Origin of the sequence: Puniceibacterium sp. IMCC21224 (assembly GCF_001038505.1) — a bacterium.
In the GTDB taxonomy this organism is placed as follows: domain Bacteria; phylum Pseudomonadota; class Alphaproteobacteria; order Rhodobacterales; family Rhodobacteraceae; genus Puniceibacterium.
Map to the genome: position 1 here is coordinate 63,698 of NZ_LDPY01000001.1, position 26,678 is coordinate 90,375.

Below are 26,678 nucleotides of genomic sequence, written 5' to 3' on the forward strand. Positions count from 1 at the left end.
TCACCGGCTCACCGCGTAGCAGTCGATCTGTGGTTCCCGGTCCAGCTGACCCGCCACCCCCAGCACAAACCCCGGCGCATCGGCCAGCGCCGCCCAATGTTCGGACGTGCGGTCCAGCTCAAGACACAGCCGGTCGCCATCATACGGGATCTCGCGCGGTTGCGAATTCAGTGGCTTAAGCGGGATGCCGGTCAGCCGCGATTTCCACAGCGCATCGAACGCGTCCGCCGCCCCCACCGTGGCCTGATCGACAAAGATCTTGCGCAGTAGTTTCTCGGAAATATCACCACCAACACGCAGCACAATACGGCTGTTGGCGATGATCTCGGGGTTATCAATCCGCACGGTCCAGATGTTTTCCGCATGGCGTGACACCCGCAACGCGCGGCTTTTCGGTTCGACATGGCGCAACGACAGCACCAGCGACCGCAATGTATCGGCCAGCGTCTGAAAGCTGAGTTGCGGGTCCGCGTGGTCGTACTCCGGCAGATCCCCCAGACGGCGGGCCGACGCCCCAAAAGTCGCCATCCGCCCTGCCAGACCACTGAGTTCCTGATACAACGCCGAAGGATGATCGTTCAGCTGCGCCGCCATATGCGCCAGACGCGGACGGGCGGCATTGGCCAGTTCCAGGATCAACAGATTCTCCATCGACGCGCCGGTGCCGCCCAGCACCATCGCGCCATGGGCATCCGCGATCCGATCCAGCCCGGTCACCAGCTCCTTGAGAAGTTGACCATACCAGCCAACCGCGCCGATATTCAGCGCCGGGGCCAGAAATGCCGGGTCCAACGAAACCGCGCCCTCACCGCTCAGCCCCTCGATCCGGGCAATCGGCAGCGTGGTGTATCCTGCCACCTCGTCACCGGGCAGCAGCAGTTTCGGCGCAAGGGCGGCAACCTCGATCTCGGTTGGTTCGGCCCCGCCGCGGATGGTGTCGCGCACCTCGATCACCGTGCCGCGAAAGCGTGTGCCCGAAGGTTGCGCATGGGCCGGGTCAATCTGCGCCGCCCCAGCGCCCGCCGTCGGCAGTGCCAAATGCACCAGTCCCGTGCCAGATTTGGCCGTGACCGGAACCGACGCGACCCCGGCCGTATCACCGGGGACCGCGAAAAAGGTGCCGTCCGGCAACACCCCTTCGGCCACAGACACGGCAATCTGCCCTTCCTCCAGCGCGGTCGGGTCCAACCCAAGCGCACTAAAGCCAAAGCTGTGTCGCGGCATCGCGCCCAACAACTGCCGGATCAGCCAGTCGGTGTGCCGGTCCTGCTGTTGCAGATGCTGGGTCCGCAGAAACAGCCCCTCGGACCAAACAACCTTGTTCCTGTCAGTCATGGTTTTCCTTCTGGCATGACGTCACGCCGTCGCGAGCGACAGCCCGCTCGCTCCGACGCTGATGATAAGACCCTGACTGGCACCGGGCGCTGCAATCTTGCTACGCACAGTGCGGCCTGTGGGATTGATAAAGCCACCGACAACGCCAATGATGCTCGTGGTTGGCTGAATGGTGATCGCGCGGCTGGCAGACCCACCGGGGGCCAGAACCAGCTGATCCGCCTTGACCAGATCGCTGCCCAGCGCCGAGGCCGGATTTTGCAACGCGAAATAATCAGCGGCGTCAAACGCACCAGACCCCGACAGTTGCAGAATGCTCAGCGTCACCGGACGGTCGCTGCCATCGGGGCCAGGATTCATACCCGCGCCCGCCTGCGCGCGGACGGTGAGGATGTTCGGTGCATCTTCGCCACAGCCCGACAGGATCAGGCCGATGCCCGCGGCGCTGCTTAGCAGAAAGGTACGGCGTACAAGGATCATTTCTCTAACTCCCTTTGTTTTCATAAGCATCTCTGAAATCTCCGCCGACATCGCCCAAAAACTGCTTTTCCGCCGATTGGGCGATGTCGCGATACCGGTCCGCATAGATCTGCCACAGCTTGGCCTTGCGCCCCCCCGCGACGAGGGATTCGAGCATCCCAACATCACTCATTTCCTTTTCGATCTCGGCTGGATCGAACTTGTCCACCATGCGGCGCAGGGCAATTTGCAACGCGCTCCAGGTACGGACCTGATGATCGGCAAGGTCACGAAAGGCGGCTGGCACCGCCTCGTCCGGTGGCAGATAGCCGCGTCCGCGCGGGCGGATCAGCGCCGTCAGCGCATCCTCAGGCGTAGCGAGGAATTTGAGCGGATTCACATCGGCGCTGGCGATGATGGTCTGGGCGACACGCACCTTTTGCTTTTCCTGCGCACGGGTGCGCAGCAACAGCATCACGCCTTCAGCCATATCGTGCATGCAGCGCCCAAGATGTTCCATTTCGGCGACAGGATCGTCTGAGGCGGGCAGGCTCGCCGGATCTATCCCCATACCGCGCAACAGCGCATCGCGCAGATCACCATCCTCGGATGACATTGGCGGAACATTTCGGGCAACCGGACCCTTGGCGCTGACGGGTTCCGACACCGGGGGCACAGGCAGGTCGGGTTCGACGGGCGCACGGGGCGGTGGATCCGGCACCAGAGAGATCGGCGGCGGCGTTGGCTCTTCGTCTTCGTCGTCCTCATCCAGGCCAGAGCTCCAGCTGCCAAAGATGTCCTTTTTGGTCGGGCCCGGTGTATTTGGCTCCGGTCGGGTAGGCTCGACCGGAGCGGCAGAAGAGGGCGCAGCGTCGAAATATCCGCCGCCAGCCGGGCGCTCGGCTGGGGGGGTATCCCTCTCTGGCTCATGCTCGGGCCGGTCGTCAAACGCGCTACGCAGATCGAGCCCAAAAGGATCCGCCTGATCAAGCGGTCGGGGCGGGCGCGCCATCTCTTTGTGTCGTGCGCCGGGTGCGCTGTCGCTGCGCAGACCAAACGGATCAGGCAGCGTGTCGGGCCGGGGGGCGGTCGGCTCGGGCGGCGGGGCGGGTGGCTCGTCCGCAAAGAACCCGCCCTTTGAGGTCGCGCGCGGTTTTGGGGCCTCGGTCCCCGGCGCAGCCCGCGCCGCCTCGACCCTCAGGATAAAATCACCCAAATGTAACCGCATCCCCGGCTCAACCGGCACAGCGTTTCCCGGCCCCACCGGATTGGCCGCATTGTCGATGAACAGCCCGCCAGACGACGCATCTGTAACCATCACGCGCCCGCCCTCTTCGCTCAGGATGCAGTGACGGCGCGACACGAACATCTTGGGATCGGCAAGCTGCCAGTCGGCCTCGTCGCCGCGCCCGATCGACAACTGCCCGCCATCAAACAGCCGTTCGGTCACCGTCTGCGGGCTGGGGGACGATTCGATGACAAGACGCAGGGTCATGCGGCGCTCCTTTGGGCCGGGGTCAGGGAATGGGATGGTTCAGTGACGTTGGCAAAGGCCAGATCGTCAGCATTGCGGTCCGGGTCAGGATTCAGCCATGTCGTCCGCCCCAACTGGCACGCGCCAAGCCGCGCCTGCGGTACCGCGTCTGCCGCCAGCACCAGCCGCAGACCAAAGGCGATATCCTTGCCCGCCGCAAACACCAGCGCCTGCCGCAGCCGGTCGCGGGCGATGCTGTCATCGAGAAAGGCGTTGAACTGCGCCAGCGTCAGCGGACCCAACCGCAGCTCGGCATGGGATTGCCGGTCAAACACGCGCCCGCCGATCACGGCACCAGAGCCAAGTCCAGCGTGCTGCATCCCCAATCGGCTTTGCAGATGTTGCGGAATGTCGATCCAGACCCCCTGAAATTCGCCCAGCGCCACGGGCACCCCCAGTACGGTTTCCAGAAACGCGGTCAGCCGCTCGGGGCTGCGCGCCTCTAATGCCAATGACGTGGCGTGGCGCAGTTTGGCCCCGTCCAGCCGGATATCATCGGTGGTGGTGCCCGGCAGACCCAGCCCAGCCAGCGACCGCATCATCGCCGTCACTCGCCCACCGTCACCATGGGCGATATGCACCTCGGGGCGGGCATCGGCCCAGGCGCGCCAATACAGCGCAATCAGCCGGTGTTGCAGCATGTTAATGAAATCAAGAAACGAGGTGTCCGCCGTCGCGCCCTGCTGGGCATCGCCGGCAAACCAGCGGTTCGACAGCCGCTCCATGATCCAGCGGGTCATATGCAGCGGCATCGGACCTTCGGGCCCGATCAGCCCCAGAACGTTGACACCGATCTTCGGCGGGTGTTCTGCGTTGCCCGGCGTCATCTCAGCCACGTCGCTGGCGGCAAAGGCCATGCGCGCGGTCTGCCCCAATCGCGCCGGTTCGCGATCCGCCCCCCCCGCACGACCAAAGCGCAGGTCCGCAGTTTCGAGCTGGCGCAGCAACTCGAAAAAATCCATCCGCGCGATCCCCTCGGGTGAGGTCAGATCAGCGCGCGTGTGCCCGGAGTCATCGGCCATCTCACCTCCGTTTGTTGCTGGGTTAGCTGCGTGCGGGTGCAGACAAATGAATTGATCGCACTGTGCCGCGCAAAGAGCCGCGCCAATAGCGCCGACAGCAGCAGCGAACTGCCACCAGACAGCAACCCCTCGTTGATATCCAGCGTGATCTCGGTTCCGTGGCCAAAACACAGCGGCCCGGCGACTTGCAACCGCTCCACCACCGGACGCGACCGCAGCCGCACCACCGACGTACCGTGGCGGCGCAAGGCGGGATCACCCCGATCAGCGTAAAGTTTCAGCAGTGCACGCAGGGGTTCGGCGCCAGCCTCGTCCCCGGCAAGGCTGATGTGATTCAGGCTAAGTTGCGAAATCCAGCGCCAGGTCAGGTCGTCTATCTGCCGTTCACCGGTTGCACCCGAGGGCAGACTGGCACGCAGGCTGGGACGCGGTCGGCGCATCGGCCCCAACAGCGTGACGGTCTGCACCGGATCGCCGGAATCTAGTGTCAGCACCGGCATGTCATCCAGGATCGGCAAATCGCGGTTGGTACACAGCGCACGCACATCCAGCCGCCGCAGCGGGCGCACCGCGCGCGCGCCAGTAGGTCGCCCGACCGAGAGATAGAAATCATCGCCGACATAGCTGCTGCGGGTCTGACCGCGCCGCACCTCTTCGGTATCCGGGCGGCGCGGGCGGCGATCAGCGGAATAAACGTGGCCGCTATCGGCTTGTGCCTCGGTCGAAAACAGCGGCGTGACGCGGGCCTGCGCCCCATCGGTTTCCGCGTCTTCGACCCGCAACAGGCGGTAAATCTCGTAATCTCGGGGGCGGGTGCGGTCGGCCTGAACGATATGTGCGGGGCGGTTGTTGCGCAGTTCCACGATATTGCATTCATGCTCGAACAGATTGACCACGGGCGTTGCGAACAGGCGAAAATCCTGCGCCGCAATGCCAGAGAGGTCGGGTCGTTCGTTGCGCAGCAGCACCACGATTTCAACATCATGCGTATCGCTGGCGCGGATCACCGGTGCCAGCCCGTCAAGCCGCAGAAAATAGAACCGCTCGGGCATCAGGAAATATTCGCGCAGCAGGCGATACCCCTCAAACGAAGAACGCACCCGCGGCAACAGCGCCTCGGCATCGTCGATGCCAATCATGCCGGGGGCACCGACCTGCCGGAATCGGGTGGTGGCATCGGCGGGCCGTGCCACGGTGCCGGTGCCAAAGCCGAACACCGCGTCAAAAATCGCCCCGCCCCGCGTCCCAGCACCGAAATAAAGGTCGAGCTGATCCAAAGACAGTTCCGCCAACCGTCCCGCGCCCTGGCGTTTCAACGTGATGCGGATGCCGGCAGCGGCATCGCGGGTCGCGCCTTCGCCGACACCGGCCTGGGCCAGCGCGCCCTTGTCCTGCAGGTAGCTGACCGATCCGATCTGCACCGGCCACAGATGCACCGGCTGCGCGGTGGTGTAGACGCAGCGGGTCTGCTGACCCTCGCGCAGTCCCGACATCAGCCGCGTGCCCCGCGTCATCACATGCCCGTCGAGCATGCGCTGCACCTGTGGCCCCGGCGTCATCGTCGCCATGGTCATCGCCGGCGCAGGCCCCGCCAGATCGGGATAAAGCGTGTCGATCAGGTTGCGTACATAGCGGCTTGCCTCGCCATCAACCTTGAGCCGGGTGCGCGCCGCCAGAAACGCCACCCCTTCGAGCAGGCGTTCGACATAGGGATCCGGGCAGGGAATCGATTCCATCGACAGGTTGCGCGCGACATTGGGATGCAGCGCGGAAAACTCCTGCGCCAACGACCGGATATGCGACAGCTCTTCCTCGTAATACTCCAGGAACGCCTGATCCATCAGCGATCCTCCAGCGCGGTCATGGCGCGTCCGTTGTCGAGGTCGATGCTGGTCGACAGCCGCAGCCGCTCTGGCACCGGCGACAACAGCAGCACCCCGTCGATGTCGATCCGCAATCCGGTCTTTTCGCCGGTGCGCACCCGGACCCGAACCGAGTCGCGCTTTAACCGAGGTTCATAGATGTTCAGCACCGATTTGATCTCACGCGCGAGGTCGTCCTTGTTGAAATCCGACCCCGACCGCCCCGAAAATGACGGTACACCGTAATTGACGACGCTGCTGCGCACCTCGGGGAACCCGGCCAGAAGATCGGCAGAGTCAGGGTGTTCCATGGCTTCGCGTTCGGTCAGCAAGAATTGCGCCTCCAGCCGTTCGATATTGAACAGCATTTCGATGTCGCGCCGCACGGCCTCGCGCAGTACGTCAGCGGTGACAATCTCACCGCTTTCTTCGAGCCGCCTGCGCCGCGCCATGATTTTTGCCACACGGTGCGCCAGCAGACGCGTGTCGTCGTCCAGATCGCTGCGCTGTTCGATGGCGCGCACGCCGCCGGAAATCAGCGCCTCGGCCCCCTCGTCAGAGCCGAGGGCGCGCGCCAGATCGCGGCGCAGCGCGTCGGATTCAGCGACAAGCCCCGGCAGATCGTCGATCAGCCTGTCCCACAGGGACGGCTGCACGGCTTCCTGCCGGGAAATGGGCGGGGCATCACGGCGATCAGCCACAGATCAATGCCCCGCCCGACACATCATCAGACACCCGCTGCAATATCGAACGAGATCTCGTGCTCGGCACCGGCGGAATGATCGTCCTCTTGAACAGTGTATTTGACGGTCACGTTCTCGAACACCAGCCCCAGTTCCTCTTCGATCATCTGGCCGTCTTCCTCGTCTCCGATTCCAACCAGCTCGCATTTCGAGATGGTGACATTCTCCATCGTGATGATGAGGTAATCGAGATGCGCGTCGCCGCTATCCTTGCGGATCGACAGCACCATGTCCGGAAACGACTTGCCCTGCATACAGGCCAGCATCAGGTAGGGTGAGGACGCGTCCATGAACTTTTTCAGGTTCAGGGCCCCGACCTGGGCGCGGGCGCGGGCGCGCCCCTTACCAACCTGCGCGGCAGAGCCCTGTTCGATATTCCATTGCACGTCATGGATATCGATCTCGTTCTCATGTTCCGCGCGTTGCGATTCACCTTCGATATCGCCAATTTTCATATATCCGGCTAAAGCCATTTTGGGTCTCCTCGTGGTCTATCTATGCGTTTTAAGTTTTCACTGATGGTAGTTCCGACACCAGCCGGAGGGAGGCGTTGATCCCCTCAAGCTGGTAATGCGGCCGCAGGAAGAATCGGGCGTTATAATATCCGGGCCGTCCTTCAACGCTGTCCACCTGCACCTCGGCAGCAGCCAGCGGTCTTTTGGCCTTGGCCTTGTCATCAGCCATGGCCGGATTGGCCAGCACGTAGCGATTAATCCACTCGCTGAGCCAAATTTGCATATCGGCGCGTTCCTTGAACGTCCCGACCTTGTCGCGCGCAATCGCCTTGAGATAGTGGGCGAACCTGCTGACCGGAAACAAATACGGCAGGTTGGCCGACAGGCGCTCATTCGCCTGCGCATCCGGGTCGACCAGACGGCCGGCCCGGGTTTCGTCGTCCTGCAGGCTGTGCGCACCGATAAAGGCCGCGACATCCGTATTCTTGCGGTGCAGAATCGGCATCATTCCCAGCTTGGCCAACTCCGCCTCACGGCGGTCGTCGATGGCAATCTCGGTCGGGCATTTCATCGACACCGACCCATCATCGGTCGGGAAGGTGTGGACCGGCAGGTTCATCACCGTGCCACCGGATTCCACGCCGCGGATCTGCGTGCCCCAGCCGGAAATCTTGTGGCTGCGGTTGATGTTCACGCCCATGGCAAAGGCGGCGTTCATCCAGACATAGTGGTCGTGCTGGCCGTCGATCTCTTCTTCGAAATCGAAGCCTTTGACAGGCACAGTTTCCGCGCCATAGGGCAGACGGCCCAGCACACGCGGCATCGTCAGTCCGATATACCGGGCATCCTCTGATTCCCGCAGGCTCTGCCATGATGCATAATCTGGGCTGGACGTGATCTGCTCAAGATCCTGCGGGTTGGGTAGTTCCTGCCAGCTTTCCATACGGAACAATTGCGGCGCAGCGGCGGCAATGAACGGCGCATGCGCCGAGGCGCAGATGCCACTAAGATTGCGCAGCATGCCCACATCCTTGGGCTTGTGGCTGAATTCATAGGCTCCGACGATGGCGCCAAAGGGTTCGCCGCCGAACATCGAATATTCGTCGCTGTAGACCTTTTTGAAGACCGGCGACTGGTCCCACATCTGACCTTCGTAATCTTCAAGATGGTCGGCCAGCTCGTCCTTTTTGACGTTCAGCACCCGGATCTTGAGCTTTTGATCCGTCTCGGTGTTGTTCACCAGATAATGCAAACCGCGCCAGGTGCCCTCGATCTCGCGGACTTCGGGGGCGTGCAGGATTTCGTTCATCTGCTTGGACAGCATCTGGTCGATGCCCGCGATCAGCGACTTGATCGACTTGACCGCATTGCCGGAAATCGCAGCAGTGCCGGACCGCTCTTTGGCGGCAAGCGCCAGATTGGCCACCAGCGACTGGAGCTTTTCGCCCTCGGAATCCTTGACCCTGAAATCCTTTTCCAGCAGGTCGCTGAATTCCCCCAGATCAATCGCTTCTGCCTCGGCTGCGCCGCCTGCTGCCTGCTTTTCTTCTTCGGCCATGCTCAGCTCTCCTTCTCTTCGGACGTCGCGGCCATGGCCTGTTCGGCGGCCTGTGCCAGCAGCGGCTCGTTGCCCAGCAGCTGCGCAATGCGCTTTTCCGCGTCGACCTTGCCATCCATGTAGCCCAGCAATTCCTCAAGCTGCTTGCGCATCTTCAGCAATTCGGCCAGCGGCGGCACCTGTTCGGCGATCTTGTCGGGGGCAAAATCGCTCATGCTTTTGAACGACAGATCGACGAACAACTCTTCCTCGGTGTCGGCGCCATCGGCAGAGGGCAGCGTGTTGGGCACGCGGGCTTTCACACGCGGGCTGAGCGCCTCCATGAACTTGCTGAACCGGCCCGCATCGGTTTCGACAAAGGTTCGGTCATTGATCGGCTTCTTGGCCTCTTTCGTCTCCGAGGCGCCCGCCAGATCGGCCATCACCCCCATGACAAATGGCAATTCGATCGTGGTCGGGCTGCCGTAATGCTCTACATCATAGGCGATCTGCACCCGTGGCGCCCGGTTGCGTTCAATCACCTTCTGCTTGCTGTCGCTCATTCCAATTCCTTCCTTTAAACGTCACTTCTTTTTTGGTTCGTCGACCCCCGCGATGCTGCGGAATTCTTTCAGTCCGGACGGCGCGATCTCCTCCATCAATTCAAGGAAATCCATCGCCACCATCCGCCGCATCCGCCGTGCCAGATGCGGGATCGGGCTCGAGGGTTCGGTGCGTTCGTAAAATCCAATAATGCGGTCGAGGCTGGTTTCGACATCGCGGCGCGAATTGATTGTGCCGGAGGCAGACGCTGCGCTGACCGGCGTCGCCTGGCCTGCGGGCGCGACAGCAGCCGGGCTGTCCTCGACCAGAGTCGCATCCGTGCCCGTTGCCGCGACCGCCTTTTCAATCGTCTTGCGGCAAAGTTGAAGAAAACTGGCCAGCTCAGTCAGCGACAGCCCCGGCTGACTGCCAAAACCGCCCTTGTCGTCAACCGCAGCCGTCAGCGCAGCAATCGCCGCCTCGCAGGCTTTGAGGCCATCCAGCATGTCGGCGGCGCGCTCGGCCTCTTCTGCTGCCAGCGCGCGGGTCGCGGCGGTGACGCGGTTCACCCGCTGACCATGCGCCGCAACCAGCGCATCCTTTTCCGCCTGATTCAGCCCCGACGCCGCCTGATTCAGCATTTCGAAATCGCTCTGCGTTCCGGCTGCCAGATCGTCGCCAGTCAGCGGGCCGATGCCGCGCGCATTCAGCATGATGCCAAACCGCAGATCCCCCAGCAGGCCGTTCTCGTCATTCTCAAGCTGGCGGATCGCGTTGAGACGTGGCAGCGCCGCCGCCTTGGCATCGTCACGCTCGCGCAGGGCCGGGTGCAGACTATCCCAGAATTGGGTCACGCTGTCAGTCAGCAGGCCCAGCCCCTGCGCCAAATCCGAAAACCCGCCGACATTGTACAGCGCCCGCACAAGGATCGTTAACAACCGCAGATCACGACCATCTTCGGCCAGCGCCTGACCATCGTCCAGAATGCCCTGCCAGTCCACGTTCGGGACAGCGTCACTCACGGACCCGTCAGGGTTGTGCCGTGCGTCCCGCGCTGCGGGGTCCATCCGCCGCTCAATAGAATGAAAACGCGCGTCATTGCGCAGTTCCACGCCAGACGGCAAATCATCCTTGATCGGCGTAAGGAGGCGACCAATGTCCATGCCTCAGTGCCTTTTTAAAATTCCTAAACAACTATGTGGGAGTGTTTCAGAAGATTTTGATTCTTGCAAGAAACCCGGCCAACCGCAGACTCTGCGCCTGCGGGACTTCGCCCACGGTCAGCGCGCCACCGCCGAGGTTGCGACAAACAGATACACCCATTCGCCGCGAAACTCTGGGTCTGCGGCGCGCACATCGGCAACCCGATCCCGCATCCGGACAAGGTAGGGTTCGGCCAACTCAACCAAAGGCGGTAGATCATCATAGAGCGGTCGGTTCGCCGCAAAAGCCACGGCGATGTCCTGACCAAAGGGCGCCGCTATCCGCAAGTCGAGGTCATCACCCCGACCGACGGCAAACACTTGATCCGGGGCCATCAACCGCAACGGCGTGCGGTCGTTGGGCATCAGGTGCAGCACCTGCCCGCTGGCGTCAAAGTAATCCACGTAGACATAGGCCGGATATTCCGGCGCGATCAGGTCGATCACCAGCCGGTCACCTTCGGCAAAGGCATATTCACGGACCTGCGCATTTTCGCCGACCAGATCACTGTCGGTCAACTGCTCTTCGGACTGCGGCAAACCAAGGGCGGCGATGGCATCCAATAGCCCGCATTGCGGGCGCGGCAGGATTTGCAAACTGTCGCGCAGCGCCAGCGCACCACCGATCTGGGCCCTGAGATTGGCCAGAAGCGGCGCGCGTGCCCCAGCGTCGGGCACGTGGCCGCGCAGTTCGAGCGTACCCGTCGCCGCGTCAAAGACCGTATGCACCCTGGCACAGTCCGGCGCGGCCATGGCACGACTCATGCGGTCGCGGACATCGCGCCCCCCCGCCGCGCCCGGCTGAAGAAAGGCCTGCAACGTCGCCAGACTTTGCGCATCCAGGGTGACGCCGCCCGCGCCACTCCATTCCAGGCCCGCCTGTACGGTCTCGCCTGCACTGTCCAGCGCGACGGCGCGACCAGTGTCAGCCGCGCGCGCGGCCAGTCGGATGCCTGTGGGACGGGACGGATTTGCAACCGTCCCCGACACGGGCAACGCCCCCACCGACGGCACAGCCGGTTCAGCGCGCAACACGGCTGCCACTATCTGGGCCGCAGCCACGCGCCCGCCAGATACGGTGCGCGATGTCGCAGGCGATCGGGCAGGACGTGCGGCGACACGCGTCCCGATCATGTCACCCGCCCGTGTTACGGCCAGGTCCGGCGCGATCGACGGGATGCGCATCAGACCGACCTCGACTTCGCCCAGCACCTGCTCGGACACCGGCAGGTCCGTTGCGCGGTTGATTGGCACTGACACTGCACCAACCCGCGCCATGTCAGGCGTCGCAGCACGTTGCAAAAAACCTTGAACCTCAACTTCTGTCAGTGCAACGGCTGGCGTCGGCGCGGCTCCGGTTCGCAGAGCGGGCGGAGCAATCGCATTCTGTCGTGCGCTCTTTACTCTGGCCCCGGTCAGCGGCGCATTGTCCGGTATCACCGGACTGGCCCGGCGCTGTGGCACGCCCTGCCCCGCGACCCGCGCGCCGCTTGCTCCGGCGCTGACCGCAGATGACGCGTCGGGGGTTCGCGAAATTGCAATGGCGCGCGACACCTGCATCGTTGCCAGCAGAATACGGCCCGAGTCCGCATTCTGCTGCGGCATCGGGCTGGGCGCGAGCCAAGGAACCAACGCAAACGCCGCACCCAGATGCAGCACCAACGAGCCCACCAGCGCCAGACTGCCCCGCGCGAAGCTCATGTGCGGGCCCTCATGATTCAGGCGGCGTGACCACAATCACCACCTCTCCCAACGCGGCCGCCTCGAGGGCGCTGACCAACGGCAGCACATGGCGCAGCGCCACGTCCCGATGCGCATTGATCCGGATCAGGCGCGCGCCGTTACGCGCCGCTGCGGCAGTGACGAGCGCGAGCCAATCCTCGGCCGCCGCCGTATTGCCGTTCACCGCCAGCGCACCGTCCCGCGCCACCGACAGGGTCACACCACCGCCCGGCATGTCGCGGCCCGACACCGCGACCGGCGGCAGCACCTCGAACGGGGCGGACGCGTCAAGCCGCGCGACCAACAGAAAGAACACCAGCAAAAAGAACACGACATCAACCAGGGCGATGATCGGTTCGGGCGCGGGACGATGATCGGGGCGATGCAGCCTCATCCCTCCGCCTCCAGACGGATCAGGCGTGCGTCGGTCACGCCAGCCGCCGCGACCGCGTCCATCAGATCCGTCAGCGCCCAGAGCGGTGCCGCGCCAGTCGGCAGGATCAGCACCCGTTGCCCCGGCGTGGCCAACACCGATGCCAATACGTCAGGGGTAACGTTCCGCCCCCGCAACACCACCTGCCCGTCAGCGCCGATACGCAACAGTACCGTGGTGGCCGTGCCCCCCGACTCCGACGACACCGATCCGTCCTGTACAACCGGGATCATGTCCAGATCACGGTAAACCGACGTGACCATGAAATAGACCAGCAGGATGAACAGCACGTCGATCAGCGGCACCAGCGAAATGCGCCGTGCCGATGCAGCAGGGCGCGCCAGCCTCATGGCGTATCCTCGTCGCGCAGCCCCCGTGCCAGCGACACCCGGCCAATCAGTCGCTCCATTTCGGATGTTCCCGCCTCGACCCGCGCTTGCAGGATCGCCGCGCCGATCACGGCAGGGATCGCTACCACCAGCCCCGCCGCAGTGGTCAGCAGCGCCTGCCAGATTCCCCCGGCAAGGATCGAGGCATTGGCCGCGCCCTCGGCCATCTCAAGCGAGCGGAATGACTGGATCATGCCCAAAACGGTGCCCAGCAAGCCGAGCAGCGGCGCAATCATGCCCACCAGCTCCAGCAGGCGGATGCCCCGCCCCATGCGCCGCACTTCGGCATTGCCAAGCTGTTCAAGATCAGCCGACAGCACCGCCGCAGGCACCCGACGTCGCAGCAGATCGCCCGCGCGCGCAGCCACCCGACCGGCAGGCGTGCGGGTGTCATTCGGCGAATCGCCCGCGTCGCCCCGCTCCAAGGTATCAATCCAGCCGTCCCGCGCCCCCTGCCCCCGGGTGACACCGCGCAGGTCTATCAGCCGCGCCAGAAATACCGCCACCGACAGCAGCGACAGCGCCGCCAGCACCAACAGAACCGGTCCGGCCGTTCCCAGATCCTGAATCCCGATCATGCGCTATTTCACCAGCGGGGCGGTGGCCTTGCTCTGCAAGGACAGCACGGCAAAGCAATCCAGCTCATCACCATTCTGCGGGCGGCAGGTGGCGATGTCGTGCAGTAGGATTTCAGAGATCCCGTCACAGGCGATGCCAGGAAATTCGAACAGCTTCAGCGTTGTCCGTTCCAGCGGCAGCGGGGCTGCATCCACCGTCAAAAGCTGGTCGATGACGCCCTGCCCGTCCAGAATCGCCAACGACATCTCGAACGCCGCGAGCGAGCGGCCCAGATCGTTGCGAAACAGAAAAAACGCGCGGCAGGCATCGCCCTCGCCGGGTTCGAGCTTGTTCAGTTCGACCGTCAGGCCGCCGTCTTGCGCCATGACACTGCTTCCAGGCAGCCAGAAAACCACCAATGCGGCCCACAAGATTCGTTTCAAATGCCATCCTCCTCAAATCGTCCTGCCCCAGAGATAGCAGATTCCACGCCTGCCTTGTGCATTTTCCGGCTATCCTCCGCGCACAGTCACGCCCGGCTTCAGTGCCCACTTGGTGAATCGCCAGTCCCGTGAAATACTGAACGTATTGGTTGAAGCATATTCCGGAGAGCATGATGAACGTCAGGGAAAATGTGGACGGTGTGGTGATTGGCATGTTTCTGGGGTTTCGCGGCGGTGCGCCGCTGGTTGTCTTTCCCTCGAACCCGCACGATCACGCCATTCCGGCGCGCAGCCTCTGCGCCCTGACCGCCGATGACGCGGGGTCCGAGATCGCGCTGCTGTTCGAAGATGGCGCCCGTGACCGCCCACTGATCATTGGCCGCATCGTTGAACCAGTACGCCAGAACACTGCGCCGCAAGTGATCCATGACGGCAAAACCGTGCGCATCAACGCGCAAGAACGGATTGAACTGCGCGTCGGCAAAGCGGCGATTGTGATGGAAAAGGACGGCCACATCACCATACGCGGTACCCATCTGGTCAGCCACGCATCGGGTTCAAACCATATCCGCGGCGGCTCAGTGAATCTGAACTGATGGCAGCGCCGGTGCTCAGGGACATCGTGCGGCGGCACGCGGAAGAGTCTGCGCATCTGTGGTGCGTCTACGACTGGCATCTGCTGCATCCCGACGAAAATCCCGACATGGACGAAGAACGGATGGACCGTCTGATCGAGCGGCTGAACGCGCATCTCGACGGGTTGCGGGTGGCGGGTGAGGACGGACAGGTGATCGCACAGGAACGCTATGACGCATTTCCCGAGGCGGGCGAACTCTTTGTGCTGCGGATGCTGCAGCCGGCGGCGCGACATCTGCGAGTGCATGATCTGGATCTGGACGCGGTACGCGACTATCTAGATGCAATGCTGCCCGGCGAAGAACAGACCTGAGACGGCTATCGTCAGCCTGCGCCCCGGCGGCCCCTGGTCACGCCAGGTCCACGATCAGCCGCCGTCTTCTACAGTTACTTCGATCAGCCGTTGCCATTCGTCGCCATCCAGCCGCAGAATGTCGCTCATCCCGAATGACCACAGCACACCGTCGCAAGCCACGATGTCATAGAAATGGTCTGCCATGTCGCTGGCGATTTCCTCGATCTCGAGCACATCGTCGACCATTTCGAGCAACATCGTGAACCCCGCCGCATAAAGCGTGTCATCATAGAGCGCGATGCCCCAGAGATCGATCAGATCATCTTCGGTATCCAGCACTTCGAACGCATCGCGGCGGCCCTTGGCGATGATGCCCGACTGGCCGCAGAGATAGACGACGCCATCCTCGGCACAGGTTACCGCGTGGAAGGCGGCATTGGTCATACATTGGATCGGGGTCCACGCCTGCCCGTCAAACCACCAGACGATGCCTTCGGATCCGGCGGCATACACCTCGTCCGGGGCGAACCCCGCCACCGCCTCGAGTATGTTTTCGTCATAGTCTTCGAACAACGTGCCACCGACAGAAATATCCTCCCAGTCACCCGAGGGGCGCTTGCGAAATGCCTGCAACGCGGTGCCCACGGCAAACAGCGTGTCACCCGCACATGTAATCGCCCGCATCGGGCCACGCGGAACAGGCAACTGGGTCTCTTCGATCGCGCCGCCACCCAGGTAACGCACCGCCTGCCCCCATTGTCCCAACCCCCAGGCGTCATCGCGACCGCCGGGGCCAAAGGTGGTGGACACCACGTTATAGAGGTGCTTGGCCAGATTGCGTGCGGTGCCGCCCTGGACCAGGAACACCGTCGAATGCGGCTCGTCAGGATCGTCGGCCAGTTCGTCCAGCATCAACACCAGAATCATCGTTGTTGCATCAAACGCGCTGCCATTCACGATCCGAAACTTGGGAACAAAGGGACGCATGGTCATTCCTTTCTCGGGTAAATGCGGCAGACAACACTCAGGCGTCAGGTGCCCAGCGCCGCGATCATATTCTTGGATTCCTCGGGTCCGCGCCCGGGGATGGTGTCAGCGCGCAACGGCGTATCGTCCTTGACCCCGACCTCTTCGTCCTTGTGATAGCCGTCCAGCTGCGCGGCGAGACAGGCGGCCGAGCATTTTGACCGCGGGAACACCTTCATCACCGACGCAACACCCGCCTCGCGCTGCTGTTTGTAGCTCATTTCCCGGCCTTGGACGCTGCCGCCCTTGTCCAGCGCCAGCGTCTTGGTGTCCGGCTTGAACGTCCCCTTGAGGCTGGTCGCCTTGTGGATCGCCAGCAACAGAAACGCGTGCATCCGACCGTGGCTGCCCTTGGTGCTGCTGGCACCTTCGGCACAAATACAAGGCGCATCGTTGCCGTTGTAATTGGCGCAGCCCGCCAGCGCCTTGCCGGAGTCATTGGTGTCCACGAACGACGATTTCGGCACCACGTGGTGCGGCGTCTGTTTGCCACAACATGCCTTGTCACCCTTTTTATAGGGTGCCAGCTTGCAACGCAGCGCAGCAAGGCAGCTGGGCTGTTCCTTTTGCTTGTCGGTTTTCTGCCGCTTGGACGGGCCTTGTGCCGCCTCGAAATCCCGATCGCGGGTCGAACTGCCGCGAAATTCCCCCGCCGCCGTGTCAACAGTCGAGGTTTTTGATCGTTTCGACCGCACCTCGGTCAGGACGCCGCCTGCCATCTTATAGACCCTGTCGCTCGAGCCATCGACATTGCTTTCTCCGGCTTTCTTGTTCAGGCCTGCCTCTTTGCAGACCTCGTCCATATCTTTGTAACCCTCGCAGGCGTCTTTGATCTTTTTTTTGTCACCCTCGCAGGGGTCCGGGGCATCCACACCGCCGGGTTTGGAAATCTTGGGCCAGGGCGGAGAGTTGCCGGGAATTGATCCGTGGTTGTTGGTGCTGATGTCCGAAAACCGGCTGACCGGCTGGCCCTCGGCCTTGACGTTGCTGGACCAGGCCTGATTGTAGCTCTTGCCGGTGTTCTTGGACGTAACGAGGCCCTTTTTCGCCGCCACACCTGCCTCGGTCCCCATGGTCTTGGAGAAAAAGGACTTGTTTTTGTGGCTGACATTTTCGCCGCCGATCTTGACCGTGCCGGTACCTTTGTCAGTATCACCATCCATGCCGAAACTGGGATAGGGAATCGGCACACCCGGCGGCGTCGGCGGAGCCTCGGGCGGGGTAAAACAGACGTCCGGCATCGCCGCGATGACCTGATTGGTCTGGGCCTTGCACGCCACTTCGAGCATGTTCGCAAAGACCGTCATGCCACCGCCCTCTCGATTTTGGCCCGCTGCGCCGACTGAAACACCGCCGCACCGCAGGCGCCATCGTCGCCAGACGATTCGATCAGTACCGGCGCACCGGGGCCATAGCCGCGCTCAAACGCCGTCAGCGCCCAGCCGACCATCAATGGCACAAACGCCGCGCCGACATTGCCAACACACTCGCCCGGGCTCCAGATCTGCGGGACTTCGGTGCGGTGGCGCGTGGTGCGCTGCTGCGCCAACGCGGTCTGTTTGAAAAAATACGCCTCGCCGCAGATATCCGAGAGCCGGTATTCTACATTGCGCCCCTCAAGCCCGGCCATATCCAGCGCATCGCGATAGGCCTGTGTCATGCCATCGCCGCGCAGTGGTTTATCCTCGGGATTATAAAGAAACGCCTGCTCGCGCGCGAGGCCCAGACCAGTCAGCGCGAAATGCATCGGCTTGCCCGCAGCACACAGGATCGCTGCCGCCGCCTCGCCCGGAATGAATCCGTTGGGGTTCTCGCCGGTCAGCAATCGCTCGGCGCGCAGGTAATGCGCGATGGCCGGCCCGCTCAGCAGGCTGTCAACGCCAAGGATCAGCGCATGACCCGCCTCGTCCCGCGCGAACATCCGCCGCACCCGTTCCAGCGCAACGATCCCCGATGGGCGGCCATGTGTCACCACATGCAGTTTGGTGCGAGCAGCCAGACCGGAAAATTCCAGCACCCGCTGGCCAAACCGGTCGGTATCACGCACCGGCCGACCGGGCCTATCAGTTTCGGCAAGGCACAACACTATCTGCAAATCCGCCGCCGCCTGCCCCTCCAGCGCATCGACCACCGCGCCCGCCGCCATATGCGCCAGCCGCTTTTCACCCAGCCAATTGCGCGGCAAAGGTACCTGCGCGCCCAGCAGCCAATCGCCACCGGGCGCAACAAACTGGGTTTCGACCACACCATCCAGCGATCCGCGCATGGCCGCACAGCTGGCTGCCGCCGTCAGGCCGACCGGCGTCACCATGCCCGCCGACAGGATATTGACGCCTGTGCTCATGTCAGTTCGCCGTGATCGGCTGGCATCCGAAAACCATCGCGCGTGAGATCCCGGTAGGGTTTGCCCATGGCCTTGGCCCGGATTTGACCGGGGCGTGGCCGACCGATCCAGGCCTCGGTGAATTCGGTGATCATACGTCGCATCGGCACCTGCACCCGCCAGACCATCGAAAGCCTGCGTGCTTCGGTATCAAACAGCAGCGTATCGGGATGGACCAACCCCTGAAACGCGCATTCCCACCCCCGGAACAGGGTCAGCGGTAACGCCGGATCGGGCAGGCGCAACGTCTCGCGACCCGAAGGCGTCAGGTTCAGGATCACCACCTCTTGCGACCGCTTTGGCCTGTCGATCTGCTGATCCGCGCCAACTTGCTGGTAATATCTTTCGTCGAAATCGGCGGGCAGGAACGGAAATACGTTTTCCTCCCAGTGCTGGTCATATGTACCGCCATAGCGGATACGGTCGGCCCGCCCGCGCCAGATCGGACCAAAACCCATCGGGCGGTACGCTTCATACGGCGAGGCGATGGGCACTCCCACCTCCTCGGTATTCGGCAGTGGCTGACCCGACAATTTCGACTGATTGCGAAACGATGCAAAACCGCGCCCGACTGGATTTTCCAGATACGCGGGTGGTTTCGGATCGTCAGGATTCAACCGGTCGATGCCACCAAACGCGGTGTCATATCCAAAGGGTTGTCGCGCAAACGGATAGGGATCGGTCGCCAGCACCTGCGGGCCGACCACCCGCCATTCGCGGTGCCCCACCACGTGAAAGATTTTTTGCCAACCACCAACCCGCAACCCGACCTGCACCCGCGACGCCTTGCGCCCTCCGGGGGCATAGGCCGCGCCCTGTAAAACCACGTCGCATTTGGGTTTGCGAAAGGCAAAATCCGTCTCCCATCGGGTGGCGGAAAAGCCCGGCTCACCGGTCAGTTCATCCGCAAACACCAGCGGTTGTTGGTCTGGTGCCAGTTCGGCCACAGCGCCGCTGCGTTCGGGAAAGGCAAAGGTGCCCTTGACCACAAACGAAAAGTATTCGCGCCCTGCGGTGTCCATGCCGATAGTGTGTTGATGGACAAATCCGGGTCGGTTGAAAACCTGCATCGCGCCCTCTCATCCGAAGTCGTAGCCAAAGCCATCTGGCCCGCCGGTCACGGTCACACGCGCGAGATCCTTGCCCTCAAGCCGCCAGGTCAGGATACGGCGGCTAAGCTCTGGCATCAGCGTGTTGGTCAGGATCGCGTCAATCATCCGCCCGCCGCTCTCGATCTCGGTGCAGCGGTCCTTGATCACCTGCATCGCGCCGTCGCCGATCACCAGTTCCGCGCCGTAACCTTCGCCCAGACGTTTGGCGAGGCTGCGCAGCTTGTGGCCGGCTATCGCCTCGATCATTGCGTCGGACAGCGGGCAATAAGGGATCGTGACAACCCGTCCGAGCAGCGCCGCCGGAAACACATCCAGCAGCGGCTTGCGCAATGCAGCGGTCAGTTCGTCATTGTCCGCCGTGACCGCGCCATCCTGCGTCATCGCCATGATCTCGTCCGATCCGACGTTCGAGGTCAGCAGGATCAGCGTATTCTTGAAGTCGATCCGCCGCCCTTCGCTGTCGTCCATCATGCCCTTGTCGAACACTTGGAAAAAGATCTCGTGGACATCCGGGTGCGCCTTTTCCACCTCGTCCAGCAGGACGACGCTGTAGGGTCTGCGGCGGACGGCCTCGGTCAGAATGCCGCCCTTGCCATAGCCGACATAACCCGGCGGCGCGCCTTTGAGGGTCGAAACGGTATGCGCCTCTTGAAACTCGCTCATGTTGATGGAAATCAGGTTATCTTCACCGCCAAACATCAACTCGGCCAGCGCCAGCGCGGTTTCGGTTTTACCGACTCCTGATGGCCCGCACAGCATGAACACGCCCACGGGTTTCTCGGGCGGTTTCAGCCCCGCGGCGCTGGTCTGGATCCGGTTCGCGATCATCTCCATCGCGTGATCCTGCCCGACAACGCGTTCGGCAAGAGTCGCGGCAAGGCTCAGCGCACGTTCGGTCTGACTGGCCAACATCCGGCCCATCGGAATCCCGGTCCAGTCCTGCACCACGGACCCCACGGCCAGCCGGTCCACCGATGGCAGAATCAACGGCGTTTCGCCCTGCGCCGTGGCCAGTTCCGCCATCTGCACCTTGAGCTGCGCCAGCGTGGCGTCGCGGTTAAACGGTTCCTCTGTCACCTCCGGCGCGGCTTCGACGTCGGGCAGTTCCTCGACCATCTCGGCGTCGGCATCGCCCAGATCGCCCGTGTCATCCACCGCCGCCCCAAGCCCGCGCAATTGCGCCCGCAGGTCCAGAATATCGTCGACAAGCAGCTTTTCCGCCTCCCAACGGGTGGTCGCGGCGTCCATCGCTGCCGCCGCCTCGGCCAATCCCGCCTCCACAGCCGCCTTTCGGTCAGTGACTTCGATCCCGATGGCCTCTTCGCGGTCAATAATGCCCTGCTCGATCTCAAGCGCATCCAGTCGGCGCTGGATATCCTCGACCTCGGCAGGGGTGGCGTGCTGCGATACGGCCACGCGGGCGCATGCGGTATCGAGCAGGCTGATCGCCTTGTCCGGCAGTTGGCGCGAGGGGATATAGCGATGCGACAGCTTGACCGCCGCCTCGATCGCTTCGTCCAGCAGTTCGACCTTGTGGTGTTTTTCCAGAACCCCGGCTACGCCGCGACACATCAGGATCGCCTTGGCCTCGTCCGGCTCATCCACTTTCACCACCTGAAAACGCCGGGTCAGTGCCGGGTCAGGTTCGATATGCTGTTTGTACTCGGCCCATGTGGTGGCGGCGATGGTGCGTAATTCACCCCGCGCCAGCGCCGGTTTCAGCAGGTTGGCGGCGTCGCCCGTACCCGCAGCGCCGCCGGCACCAATCAGGGTATGCGCCTCGTCGATGAACAGGATGATCGGGGTGTCGCTGGACTGCACCTCGTCGATCACCGCCTTGAGCCGCTTTTCAAACTCGCCCTTTACGCTGGCACCGGCCTGCATCAGCCCGATATCCAGCATCTGTAGATCCACATTGCGCAGCTGCGGCGGCACGTCGCCCTTGGCCAGCCGCTGCGCGAACCCTTCGACAACGGCGGTTTTGCCCACCCCCGCCTCGCCAGTCAGAATCGGGTTATTCTGCTTGCGCCGCATCAGGATATCAACGATCTGCCGGATTTCGGGATCACGCCCCACAACCGGGTCCATTTTGCCGTCGCGGGCGCGTTCGGTCAGATTGGTGGCGTATTGCGACAGCGCCGATTTGCCGCCGGGGGCCTTTTTTGCCTTGGGCGCATCATCCGTCACGGAATCGCCGCTACGCTCGATTGAGGCGGCCAAAAGACTGTCCAGATCCGCGATCATCGCATCCGGGTCGAACTTGTCGAACTCAAGGCTGATCTTGAACAGCAACCCTTCCAGCACCGGCACCTTGAGCGCGGCGAGCACCACATAAGCCGACCGCACCGAATCGTCGCCATAATCGAACGAGCCAAGGTTCCAGCCCTCCTGAATGGCGCGAAAGATGTGGTCCGAGAACTCCTCGACCGAGCCGGCGCCATGCGGCAACGCATCTGTCGCGCGCAGCACGTCGCCGTCGAATTTGTGTCGATCCACCCCGACCGCCTGCATCAACAACGCCAGATCCGACCCGTCCGTATCCGCCAGCGCGGTGATGAAATGCACCAGCTCGACATAGGGATTGCCGCGTCGTTTGGCCGCCTGTGCTGCGGCGGAAAACGCCTTGAGACAGACCGGATTCAGCTTGCCAACCAATTCCTTACGTTTGATGGTCTCATTGGATCCACGTGCCGCCATTTCCAGACGTCCTCCAAAATATGTTGTTGTCACCGCAAGCCGGTGGAATAATCGAAATCGTATTATGCCGGGATGATAGACCGGTTTCGATTTTGAATCGACCGTTTTGAACAGAGCCCGCGCAAAGGGGATTCTAGATGAAAGATCCGAAACCTTCGGACATTTTCAGACCCGGACAGGTTCTGAACAACACCTATGAAATCCGCAGGATTCTGGGCCGGGGCGGCACCGGAGAGGTCTATCTGGCCTTCAACCAGATCACCGAACGCACCCTTGCCATCAAGGCGCTAAATGCGCGGTTTTCCGGTAATTCCGATTACGTCGAACTGATGAAACGCGAAGAGCAGATGCGCAACATCATACACGATTCGGTTGTCCGATACTCTGAATGCTCGCGCACCGATGACGGGCATGTGTTTCTGGTGATGGATTATGTCGAAGGCGTGTCGCTGAGTGATCTGATGTTTGAACGCCGGGTCGAGGATCGCGAGCTGCTGATTGTCGCCCACCGCGTGTTGCATGGTCTGACGGCGACCCATGCGCAGGGTATCGTGCATCGGGATTTGTCACCTGACAACATCATCCTGCGCGGCGGGGACGCCGACAAGGCAACCATTATCGACTTTGGCATCGCCAAGGACACCGCCACAGGCGCGCGCACCATCGTCGGCACCAGCTTTGCCGGCAAATACGAATACGCGGCGCCCGAACAGCTTGAGGGGCACGCCGATTTCCGCACCGACCTTTATGCGCTTGGGGCGTCGTTGCTGGCCGTGGCGCGGCGCGAAGTCCCCGATGTCGGGTCGAATCCCGGCGCCGTGGTGCGGTTCAAACGGGACGCGCTGGACACCTCGGGGATCAGCAGCCCATTGCGCGACCTGATCGACTGGCTGACCGCGCCTGATGCCGCAAACCGCCCGGCTACGGCTGAGGTTGCGTTGACCCGGCTGGATCAATGGCTGAAACCCGACAGCCACCCGACAACGCGGGCGCCGGGCAAAGGCCGCTCAGGCGGCGCGTTCAGGTGGGTGCTGGTGTTGGGCGTGGTGGCGGTGGTGGGTCTCGGGCTCTGGGCCTCGGGTCTGGTGCAGGGGCTGATGACCCCGCCGCTGCCGGTTGCAAATCCCTACAGCCTGACCGCGACGTTCAACGACGGCAGCGCCACGCTGGATGGCAACGCCCCGAACGATGAAAGCGCCGCTGACTTGCGCGCGGCCTTTGCCGGCGCAACCGGGATCACGCCGCCCGACGGATCGCTGACCCTTGCCACCGGCCTGCCTTCCCCCAGCTGGCCCGGCGATGTGACCGCTTTGCTGCCGCTTTTGCAGCCGCTCGACCGCTGGGATCTGACGATAAGCGGCGCTGGTGCCCGGCTCAATGGCCTTGCCTCGGACCGCGCGGGCCGTGATTCGTTGGCCAAAACCCTGACGAAGTGGCAGGACAGCGCGGCAATCACCCTCATCAGTGACCTCATCGCTGGGCCAGAACAACTCGATCCCACTGTGTTGGAGCCGGTTCTGACCGATCTCTCCAGTTGCGGCCCGTTGACATTGCGCGGCACGGGCGACCCACCCTATGCCCTGTTCGACACGCTGACGCTGACTGGCGACCTTGCCAGTGCCGCCGATGCCGACGCGCTGACAGCCAGGCTGACCCCAGGCATTGGCGACCGCACGCTGCGGTTGGCCACCACCACACTCAACGCCGATCTCTGCGCTATCCGTGCTGTGCTGCCGCCTTATCCCCCCGGAGCAGTGTCGATCTGGCTGGGTCGTGGTGCAACAGGCGAGGCCGCGCTGACCGGCGTCTATCACACCGATGACAATCCGCTGGTGGACATCCAGATGCCGGCCGACATCACCAAAGCCTGGCTTTGGGTTATGGTGGTCGACAACACTGGCAAGGTGTTTCACGTCCTGCCCAACATCAACCAGACCGAGCATCAGGTCGACGAGCTGGGCACGGTGCAGAACGGCCTGCGCCGCATTCGCGTACTCTGGTCCCTCGACGAATTCGCCGCCGATACCAAGCGGCTTGCCATGCAGGTGACCGAAGGCGATTATGGCAAATCCGAAGTTGTTGCTCTGCTGACCCGCACGCCACTGTTCGACATGCGCCGCCCGCGCGACGAAAGTGTCTCGTCACTGTCCGAGGCGCTGGCCGAGACCCTTGAAGGACGCGAAGATCAGATCCTCGGCGTCGCATCGCGGATCATCGACGCCCGCCCCTGATAGGGCCAGACCCCAAGCACAGCTTTGCGTGTTTTTGCCAAAGTTAGTCGCCCGCAAGCTGCTGCGCGCCGCTGTTTCCGCAGCGTTTCAGGGGGCACAATACTCTGTTGCGTCGATGTCGGTCGAATTCTTCGCCCGGTATCATGTTCGCGACCGTATGGCACATAACGAGCGTTCCATACTTGCCAGATGAGGTTTCATCATCTATTGGATCGACCGCATCGCCGCACTAGCTCAGCTGGTAGAGCAATCGCTTCGTAAGCGATGGGTCAGGGGTTCGAGTCCCTTGTGCGGCACCAACTCGTATTGATTTCATTGCATAAAATGACAATTCGCGGATACTGCCCCACACCCCGCCCCACACTCATACTTCGCTGCCCCGGATATAAGCGACAACCTCGCGCACCACGATCAGGCTGATTCCGGTGTGTTTGTAGATGGTGATATGCCCTGCGTTGGCCCATCTGTAGATGGTCGCACGCGACACGCTAAACACGGCGGGCGCGTCACTTGGTCGGCAGGTCTGGGGGGCCATTTTGGTCTCCTTTGTGTCGGGCAGCGCGGCGGGCATCAGTCGGTGTCCTTCATGTCACACCCGCTGACATGCCAAGTCCCGCGCGCCTCAATGCACGCAGCGTGAGCAAGTCCTTTGCCGATCTCATCACCCATGCCGCGCATGGCGGTGGATGACGGCCCACCGGTTGACATTGCGCCAGAACACAGACCCAAAAACAGCATGAAGCTCGTGTAGAATAGTCCCTCAGATATTTTCTCGGCAGCACGAACGATGTCGCTTTTTTCGGGTTTGTCGGGCATCAAACATCCCCCCGCGGTTCAGCGAGGGCGCGGCGCGGGCAGTCATCGCATAGCGCGCTGATGTTGAGTTGGGTCACGCTGCAATCTCCTTTGCTGCGAGATGCGCTGCATTCGCGCGGACCAGCGCGTCTGCCTGTGGTGGGCAGACGCTGTTGCCCCACATGCGGGTCTGTTCGGTTTTGGTCATCGGCGTGCCGGTCGGGCGGCGGGATTGGAATGGCGGTGCTGGGAAGTCGAAGGTGTCTCGCATGTGAAATGTCCTGTTGTCCGTCGCTGCCCACCGTTGCCGATGGGCAGAAAGAGGCATCAGGTTTCGGGGGTGCCCATGAGCACCGGCAGGGTGGTGGCGTCTGCTGCGGCGTTCACGGCTTCCTCAAAGGCGGCTTCGAATGCCTTTTCGGGGTTGTAGACAGACAGGATGAATTTCACCGAGCCGCCGCTCTTGCGGTACCGGAACCGCACCGGCATGCGGTACGGCGCGCCGTTCAGGAACACCGGGATCGCGATGATGATCAGGTTGGGAAGGCTGAGCGGTTTGCCATCCGCGCCCTTGTGTTCGTTCAGGAACTGGATTTCGGATTCGCCAGTGTCGCGGTTGGTGCTGACCTTGAGGTCGCTGCTTTCGAAGACGGTGAACTGACGCGACATCGCCAGCAACTGCCTGAGCTGGCCATACCGCCCCTCGATATTCTGCGCGGTCTCGATCAGGCGGTTTTCCCACGGTTTGTTCTTGTCGTTCTGGCTGAGGGTCAGGACGGGCGGGGTCGGATCCATGATGTCCTTGGCGTTGGCTTCGATGAACTCGCCCATCTCATCCTTTTCCAGACCCTTGCCGGAAATCTTCATCCACGCCTTCCATTCCTCGGACAGAGGGAAATTGTAGATCGCGCGGTGGTGGCAATGGCGGGCGGTCGGATCGCCGCCGGGCGCCGTGGTGTCGACCGGCCCGTTCGCGTGATAGTCGGCGACGCAGGTCAGGGTCGGGGCGGTCAGGTCCGGCTTGCCAAACAGAACTGAGGTTTCGCCCTTGAACCGGTTGGCCCAGGTGATCAGGCTGCCCAGGTCGGACAGATGCGCAGTGCCCTTGCGCCGGGCGGGTTTGAGGTATTCCGCGGCAGCGCGGTGGTGGGATGTCAGATCCTGGACCGTGCGCTTTTCGGGAAGGGTGATCAGGTGCGGTGTGGTCAGGACATGGCCGTCCGGCGTTTTGATCAGGTCGTGGTGGCTGATGTCCTCTAGGGTCAG

At 62.7% G+C, this 26,678-nt stretch carries 28 protein-coding genes and 1 tRNA gene; 5 read left to right on the top strand and 24 right to left on the bottom strand.

Annotation, left to right across the window (positions count from 1 at the left end; genetic code table 11):
* From tssK to IMCC21224_RS00365, 15 genes are all read right to left on the bottom strand, one after another.
* Nucleotides 1-1,335 carry a type VI secretion system baseplate subunit TssK gene (gene tssK, locus IMCC21224_RS00295; RefSeq protein WP_047993630.1) on the bottom strand — a complete coding sequence of 445 codons (1,335 nt, stop codon included), beginning with the start codon at nucleotides 1,333-1,335 and terminating at the stop codon, nucleotides 1-3.
* 21 nt (nucleotides 1,336-1,356) lie between these two features.
* Nucleotides 1,357-1,815, bottom strand: coding sequence for a type VI secretion system lipoprotein TssJ (gene tssJ, locus IMCC21224_RS00300; RefSeq protein WP_047993631.1), 459 nt, complete (start codon nucleotides 1,813-1,815; stop codon nucleotides 1,357-1,359).
* 4 nt (nucleotides 1,816-1,819) lie between these two features.
* A complete protein-coding gene (gene tagH / locus IMCC21224_RS00305; RefSeq protein ID WP_047993632.1) occupies nucleotides 1,820-3,289 on the bottom strand; it encodes a type VI secretion system-associated FHA domain protein TagH in 1,470 nt (489 codons plus the stop codon).
* Complete coding sequence (tssG, locus tag IMCC21224_RS00310) at nucleotides 3,286-4,350, bottom strand: type VI secretion system baseplate subunit TssG (protein ID WP_082135094.1); 1,065 nt, start codon at nucleotides 4,348-4,350, stop codon at nucleotides 3,286-3,288. Before tssG ends, tagH begins: the two co-directional genes overlap by 4 nt.
* Complete coding sequence (gene tssF, locus IMCC21224_RS00315) at nucleotides 4,314-6,191, bottom strand: type VI secretion system baseplate subunit TssF (RefSeq protein WP_047993633.1); 1,878 nt, start codon at nucleotides 6,189-6,191, stop codon at nucleotides 4,314-4,316. The genes tssG and tssF overlap by 37 nt, the downstream gene beginning before the upstream one ends.
* Nucleotides 6,191-6,913, bottom strand: a complete 723-nt coding sequence (tssE, locus tag IMCC21224_RS00320) for a type VI secretion system baseplate subunit TssE (protein ID WP_047993634.1) — start codon at nucleotides 6,911-6,913, stop codon at nucleotides 6,191-6,193. Before tssE ends, tssF begins: the two co-directional genes overlap by 1 nt.
* Nucleotides 6,914-6,939: 26 nt before the next feature.
* Complete coding sequence (locus IMCC21224_RS00325) at nucleotides 6,940-7,428, bottom strand: type VI secretion system tube protein Hcp (protein ID WP_047993635.1); 489 nt, start codon at nucleotides 7,426-7,428, stop codon at nucleotides 6,940-6,942.
* Between the two features lie 31 nt (nucleotides 7,429-7,459).
* Nucleotides 7,460-8,968 carry a type VI secretion system contractile sheath large subunit gene (gene tssC / locus IMCC21224_RS00330; RefSeq protein WP_047993636.1) on the bottom strand — a complete coding sequence of 503 codons (1,509 nt, stop codon included), beginning with the start codon at nucleotides 8,966-8,968 and terminating at the stop codon, nucleotides 7,460-7,462.
* A gap of 2 nt (nucleotides 8,969-8,970) precedes the next feature.
* The gene (gene tssB / locus IMCC21224_RS00335; RefSeq protein WP_047993637.1) at nucleotides 8,971-9,510 is read right to left on the bottom strand and encodes a type VI secretion system contractile sheath small subunit; all 540 of its coding nucleotides are present in this window, start codon (nucleotides 9,508-9,510) and stop codon (nucleotides 8,971-8,973) included.
* Nucleotides 9,511-9,531: 21 nt separating this feature from the next.
* On the bottom strand, nucleotides 9,532-10,653 hold the full coding sequence (gene tssA / locus IMCC21224_RS00340) for a type VI secretion system protein TssA (protein ID WP_047993638.1): 1,122 nt from the start codon (nucleotides 10,651-10,653) through the stop codon (nucleotides 9,532-9,534).
* Nucleotides 10,654-10,770: 117 nt separating this feature from the next.
* Nucleotides 10,771-12,393 carry a DUF4384 domain-containing protein gene (locus IMCC21224_RS00345; RefSeq protein WP_047993639.1) on the bottom strand — a complete coding sequence of 541 codons (1,623 nt, stop codon included), beginning with the start codon at nucleotides 12,391-12,393 and terminating at the stop codon, nucleotides 10,771-10,773.
* A 10-nt stretch (nucleotides 12,394-12,403) separates the two neighbouring features.
* A complete protein-coding gene (locus IMCC21224_RS00350) occupies nucleotides 12,404-12,808 on the bottom strand; it encodes a biopolymer transporter ExbD (RefSeq protein WP_047993640.1) in 405 nt (134 codons plus the stop codon).
* Nucleotides 12,805-13,197, bottom strand: a complete 393-nt coding sequence (locus IMCC21224_RS00355) for a biopolymer transporter ExbD (protein ID WP_047993641.1) — start codon at nucleotides 13,195-13,197, stop codon at nucleotides 12,805-12,807. The genes IMCC21224_RS00350 and IMCC21224_RS00355 overlap by 4 nt, the downstream gene beginning before the upstream one ends.
* Nucleotides 13,194-13,814, bottom strand: coding sequence for a MotA/TolQ/ExbB proton channel family protein (locus IMCC21224_RS00360; protein WP_047993642.1), 621 nt, complete (start codon nucleotides 13,812-13,814; stop codon nucleotides 13,194-13,196). Before IMCC21224_RS00360 ends, IMCC21224_RS00355 begins: the two co-directional genes overlap by 4 nt.
* 3 nt (nucleotides 13,815-13,817) lie before the next feature.
* Nucleotides 13,818-14,237: a hypothetical protein gene (locus tag IMCC21224_RS00365; protein WP_047993643.1), complete on the bottom strand. Its 420-nt coding sequence runs from the start codon at nucleotides 14,235-14,237 to the stop codon at nucleotides 13,818-13,820.
* Nucleotides 14,238-14,410: 173 nt separating this feature from the next.
* On the opposite strand from IMCC21224_RS00365, the gene IMCC21224_RS00370 reads away from it, so the two are divergent.
* Both IMCC21224_RS00370 and IMCC21224_RS00375 read left to right on the top strand, forming a co-directional pair.
* A complete protein-coding gene (locus tag IMCC21224_RS00370) occupies nucleotides 14,411-14,833 on the top strand; it encodes a DUF6484 domain-containing protein (RefSeq protein ID WP_197089143.1) in 423 nt (140 codons plus the stop codon).
* Nucleotides 14,833-15,186, top strand: a complete 354-nt coding sequence (locus tag IMCC21224_RS00375) for a hypothetical protein (protein ID WP_047993645.1) — start codon at nucleotides 14,833-14,835, stop codon at nucleotides 15,184-15,186. Before IMCC21224_RS00370 ends, IMCC21224_RS00375 begins: the two co-directional genes overlap by 1 nt.
* Before the next feature lie 54 nt (nucleotides 15,187-15,240).
* On the opposite strand, the gene IMCC21224_RS00380 is transcribed toward IMCC21224_RS00375, so the two are convergent.
* The 5 genes from IMCC21224_RS00380 to tssH are packed head-to-tail and all read right to left on the bottom strand — an operon-like array spanning nucleotide 15,241 to nucleotide 22,386.
* Nucleotides 15,241-16,155 (bottom strand): hypothetical protein, encoded by a 915-nt coding sequence (locus IMCC21224_RS00380; protein WP_047993646.1) that lies wholly within the window; start codon nucleotides 16,153-16,155, stop codon nucleotides 15,241-15,243.
* A 44-nt stretch (nucleotides 16,156-16,199) separates the two neighbouring features.
* Nucleotides 16,200-17,501 (bottom strand): PAAR-like domain-containing protein, encoded by a 1,302-nt coding sequence (locus IMCC21224_RS26880; protein ID WP_082135095.1) that lies wholly within the window; start codon nucleotides 17,499-17,501, stop codon nucleotides 16,200-16,202.
* Nucleotides 17,498-18,538, bottom strand: coding sequence for a 3-oxoacyl-ACP synthase (locus IMCC21224_RS00390; protein WP_047993647.1), 1,041 nt, complete (start codon nucleotides 18,536-18,538; stop codon nucleotides 17,498-17,500). The genes IMCC21224_RS26880 and IMCC21224_RS00390 overlap by 4 nt, the downstream gene beginning before the upstream one ends.
* On the bottom strand, nucleotides 18,535-19,647 hold the full coding sequence (locus IMCC21224_RS00395; protein ID WP_047993648.1) for a DUF2169 domain-containing protein: 1,113 nt from the start codon (nucleotides 19,645-19,647) through the stop codon (nucleotides 18,535-18,537). Before IMCC21224_RS00395 ends, IMCC21224_RS00390 begins: the two co-directional genes overlap by 4 nt.
* A 9-nt stretch (nucleotides 19,648-19,656) precedes the next feature.
* Nucleotides 19,657-22,386, bottom strand: a complete 2,730-nt coding sequence (tssH, locus tag IMCC21224_RS00400) for a type VI secretion system ATPase TssH (RefSeq protein WP_047993649.1) — start codon at nucleotides 22,384-22,386, stop codon at nucleotides 19,657-19,659.
* A 137-nt stretch (nucleotides 22,387-22,523) separates the two neighbouring features.
* On the opposite strand from tssH, the gene IMCC21224_RS00405 reads away from it, so the two are divergent.
* Together IMCC21224_RS00405 and IMCC21224_RS00410 are read left to right on the top strand one after the other, a co-directional pair.
* A complete protein-coding gene (locus IMCC21224_RS00405; RefSeq protein WP_047993650.1) occupies nucleotides 22,524-24,617 on the top strand; it encodes a serine/threonine-protein kinase in 2,094 nt (697 codons plus the stop codon).
* 223 nt (nucleotides 24,618-24,840) lie between these two features.
* Nucleotides 24,841-24,916 (top strand) — tRNA-Thr (locus IMCC21224_RS00410).
* 65 nt (nucleotides 24,917-24,981) lie between these two features.
* Here IMCC21224_RS00410 and IMCC21224_RS00415 read toward each other — a convergent pair.
* The 4 genes from IMCC21224_RS00415 to IMCC21224_RS26885 all read right to left on the bottom strand — a co-directional run bounded on the left by IMCC21224_RS00415 (nucleotide 24,982) and on the right by IMCC21224_RS26885 (nucleotide 26,570).
* Nucleotides 24,982-25,152 carry a helix-turn-helix domain-containing protein gene (locus IMCC21224_RS00415; protein ID WP_156178061.1) on the bottom strand — a complete coding sequence of 57 codons (171 nt, stop codon included), beginning with the start codon at nucleotides 25,150-25,152 and terminating at the stop codon, nucleotides 24,982-24,984.
* Nucleotides 25,153-25,187: 35 nt separating this feature from the next.
* Nucleotides 25,188-25,433, bottom strand: coding sequence for a hypothetical protein (locus IMCC21224_RS00420; RefSeq protein ID WP_047993652.1), 246 nt, complete (start codon nucleotides 25,431-25,433; stop codon nucleotides 25,188-25,190).
* A gap of 73 nt (nucleotides 25,434-25,506) precedes the next feature.
* On the bottom strand, nucleotides 25,507-25,683 hold the full coding sequence (locus IMCC21224_RS27620) for a hypothetical protein (protein ID WP_156178063.1): 177 nt from the start codon (nucleotides 25,681-25,683) through the stop codon (nucleotides 25,507-25,509).
* Nucleotides 25,684-25,739: 56 nt separating this feature from the next.
* Nucleotides 25,740-26,570: a DUF2303 family protein gene (locus IMCC21224_RS26885; protein WP_231582131.1), complete on the bottom strand. Its 831-nt coding sequence runs from the start codon at nucleotides 26,568-26,570 to the stop codon at nucleotides 25,740-25,742.
* Here IMCC21224_RS26885 and IMCC21224_RS28420 point away from each other — a divergent pair.
* Nucleotides 26,505-26,672, top strand: a complete 168-nt coding sequence (locus tag IMCC21224_RS28420) for a hypothetical protein (protein WP_231581984.1) — start codon at nucleotides 26,505-26,507, stop codon at nucleotides 26,670-26,672. The genes IMCC21224_RS26885 and IMCC21224_RS28420 overlap by 66 nt on opposite strands.
* Nucleotides 26,673-26,678: the final 6 nt, after the last annotated feature.

Bases quoted from the DNA above. Each gene is read 5' to 3' on its own strand.
- IMCC21224_RS00375 (WP_047993645.1), top strand. From the start codon at position 14,833: ATGGCAGCGCCGGTGCTCAGGGACATCGTGCGGCGGCACGCGGAAGAG.
- tssJ (WP_047993631.1), bottom strand. From the start codon at position 1,815: ATGATCCTTGTACGCCGTACCTTTCTGCTAAGCAGCGCCGCGGGCATC.
- IMCC21224_RS28420 (WP_231581984.1), top strand. From the start codon at position 26,505: ATGCGCAGTGCCCTTGCGCCGGGCGGGTTTGAGGTATTCCGCGGCAGC.
- IMCC21224_RS00350 (WP_047993640.1), bottom strand. From the start codon at position 12,808: ATGAGGCTGCATCGCCCCGATCATCGTCCCGCGCCCGAACCGATCATC.
- IMCC21224_RS27620 (WP_156178063.1), bottom strand. From the start codon at position 25,683: ATGCGAGACACCTTCGACTTCCCAGCACCGCCATTCCAATCCCGCCGC.
- tssK (WP_047993630.1), bottom strand. From the start codon at position 1,335: ATGACTGACAGGAACAAGGTTGTTTGGTCCGAGGGGCTGTTTCTGCGG.
- tssC (WP_047993636.1), bottom strand. From the start codon at position 8,968: ATGGCCGAAGAAGAAAAGCAGGCAGCAGGCGGCGCAGCCGAGGCAGAA.
- IMCC21224_RS00345 (WP_047993639.1), bottom strand. From the start codon at position 12,393: ATGAGCTTCGCGCGGGGCAGTCTGGCGCTGGTGGGCTCGTTGGTGCTG.
- IMCC21224_RS00325 (WP_047993635.1), bottom strand. From the start codon at position 7,428: ATGGCTTTAGCCGGATATATGAAAATTGGCGATATCGAAGGTGAATCG.
- IMCC21224_RS00390 (WP_047993647.1), bottom strand. From the start codon at position 18,538: ATGAGCACAGGCGTCAATATCCTGTCGGCGGGCATGGTGACGCCGGTC.
- IMCC21224_RS00355 (WP_047993641.1), bottom strand. From the start codon at position 13,197: ATGAGGCTGGCGCGCCCTGCTGCATCGGCACGGCGCATTTCGCTGGTG.
- tssH (WP_047993649.1), bottom strand. From the start codon at position 22,386: ATGGCGGCACGTGGATCCAATGAGACCATCAAACGTAAGGAATTGGTT.
- IMCC21224_RS00415 (WP_156178061.1), bottom strand. From the start codon at position 25,152: ATGGCCCCCCAGACCTGCCGACCAAGTGACGCGCCCGCCGTGTTTAGC.
- IMCC21224_RS00395 (WP_047993648.1), bottom strand. From the start codon at position 19,647: ATGCAGGTTTTCAACCGACCCGGATTTGTCCATCAACACACTATCGGC.
- tagH (WP_047993632.1), bottom strand. From the start codon at position 3,289: ATGACCCTGCGTCTTGTCATCGAATCGTCCCCCAGCCCGCAGACGGTG.
- IMCC21224_RS00360 (WP_047993642.1), bottom strand. From the start codon at position 13,814: ATGATCGGGATTCAGGATCTGGGAACGGCCGGACCGGTTCTGTTGGTG.
- tssG (WP_082135094.1), bottom strand. From the start codon at position 4,350: ATGGCCGATGACTCCGGGCACACGCGCGCTGATCTGACCTCACCCGAG.
- IMCC21224_RS00370 (WP_197089143.1), top strand. From the start codon at position 14,411: ATGAACGTCAGGGAAAATGTGGACGGTGTGGTGATTGGCATGTTTCTG.
- IMCC21224_RS00420 (WP_047993652.1), bottom strand. From the start codon at position 25,433: ATGCCCGACAAACCCGAAAAAAGCGACATCGTTCGTGCTGCCGAGAAA.
- IMCC21224_RS26880 (WP_082135095.1), bottom strand. From the start codon at position 17,501: ATGACGGTCTTTGCGAACATGCTCGAAGTGGCGTGCAAGGCCCAGACC.
- tssA (WP_047993638.1), bottom strand. From the start codon at position 10,653: ATGGACATTGGTCGCCTCCTTACGCCGATCAAGGATGATTTGCCGTCT.
- tssF (WP_047993633.1), bottom strand. From the start codon at position 6,191: ATGGATCAGGCGTTCCTGGAGTATTACGAGGAAGAGCTGTCGCATATC.
- IMCC21224_RS00380 (WP_047993646.1), bottom strand. From the start codon at position 16,155: ATGCGTCCCTTTGTTCCCAAGTTTCGGATCGTGAATGGCAGCGCGTTT.
- IMCC21224_RS00405 (WP_047993650.1), top strand. From the start codon at position 22,524: ATGAAAGATCCGAAACCTTCGGACATTTTCAGACCCGGACAGGTTCTG.
- tssB (WP_047993637.1), bottom strand. From the start codon at position 9,510: ATGAGCGACAGCAAGCAGAAGGTGATTGAACGCAACCGGGCGCCACGG.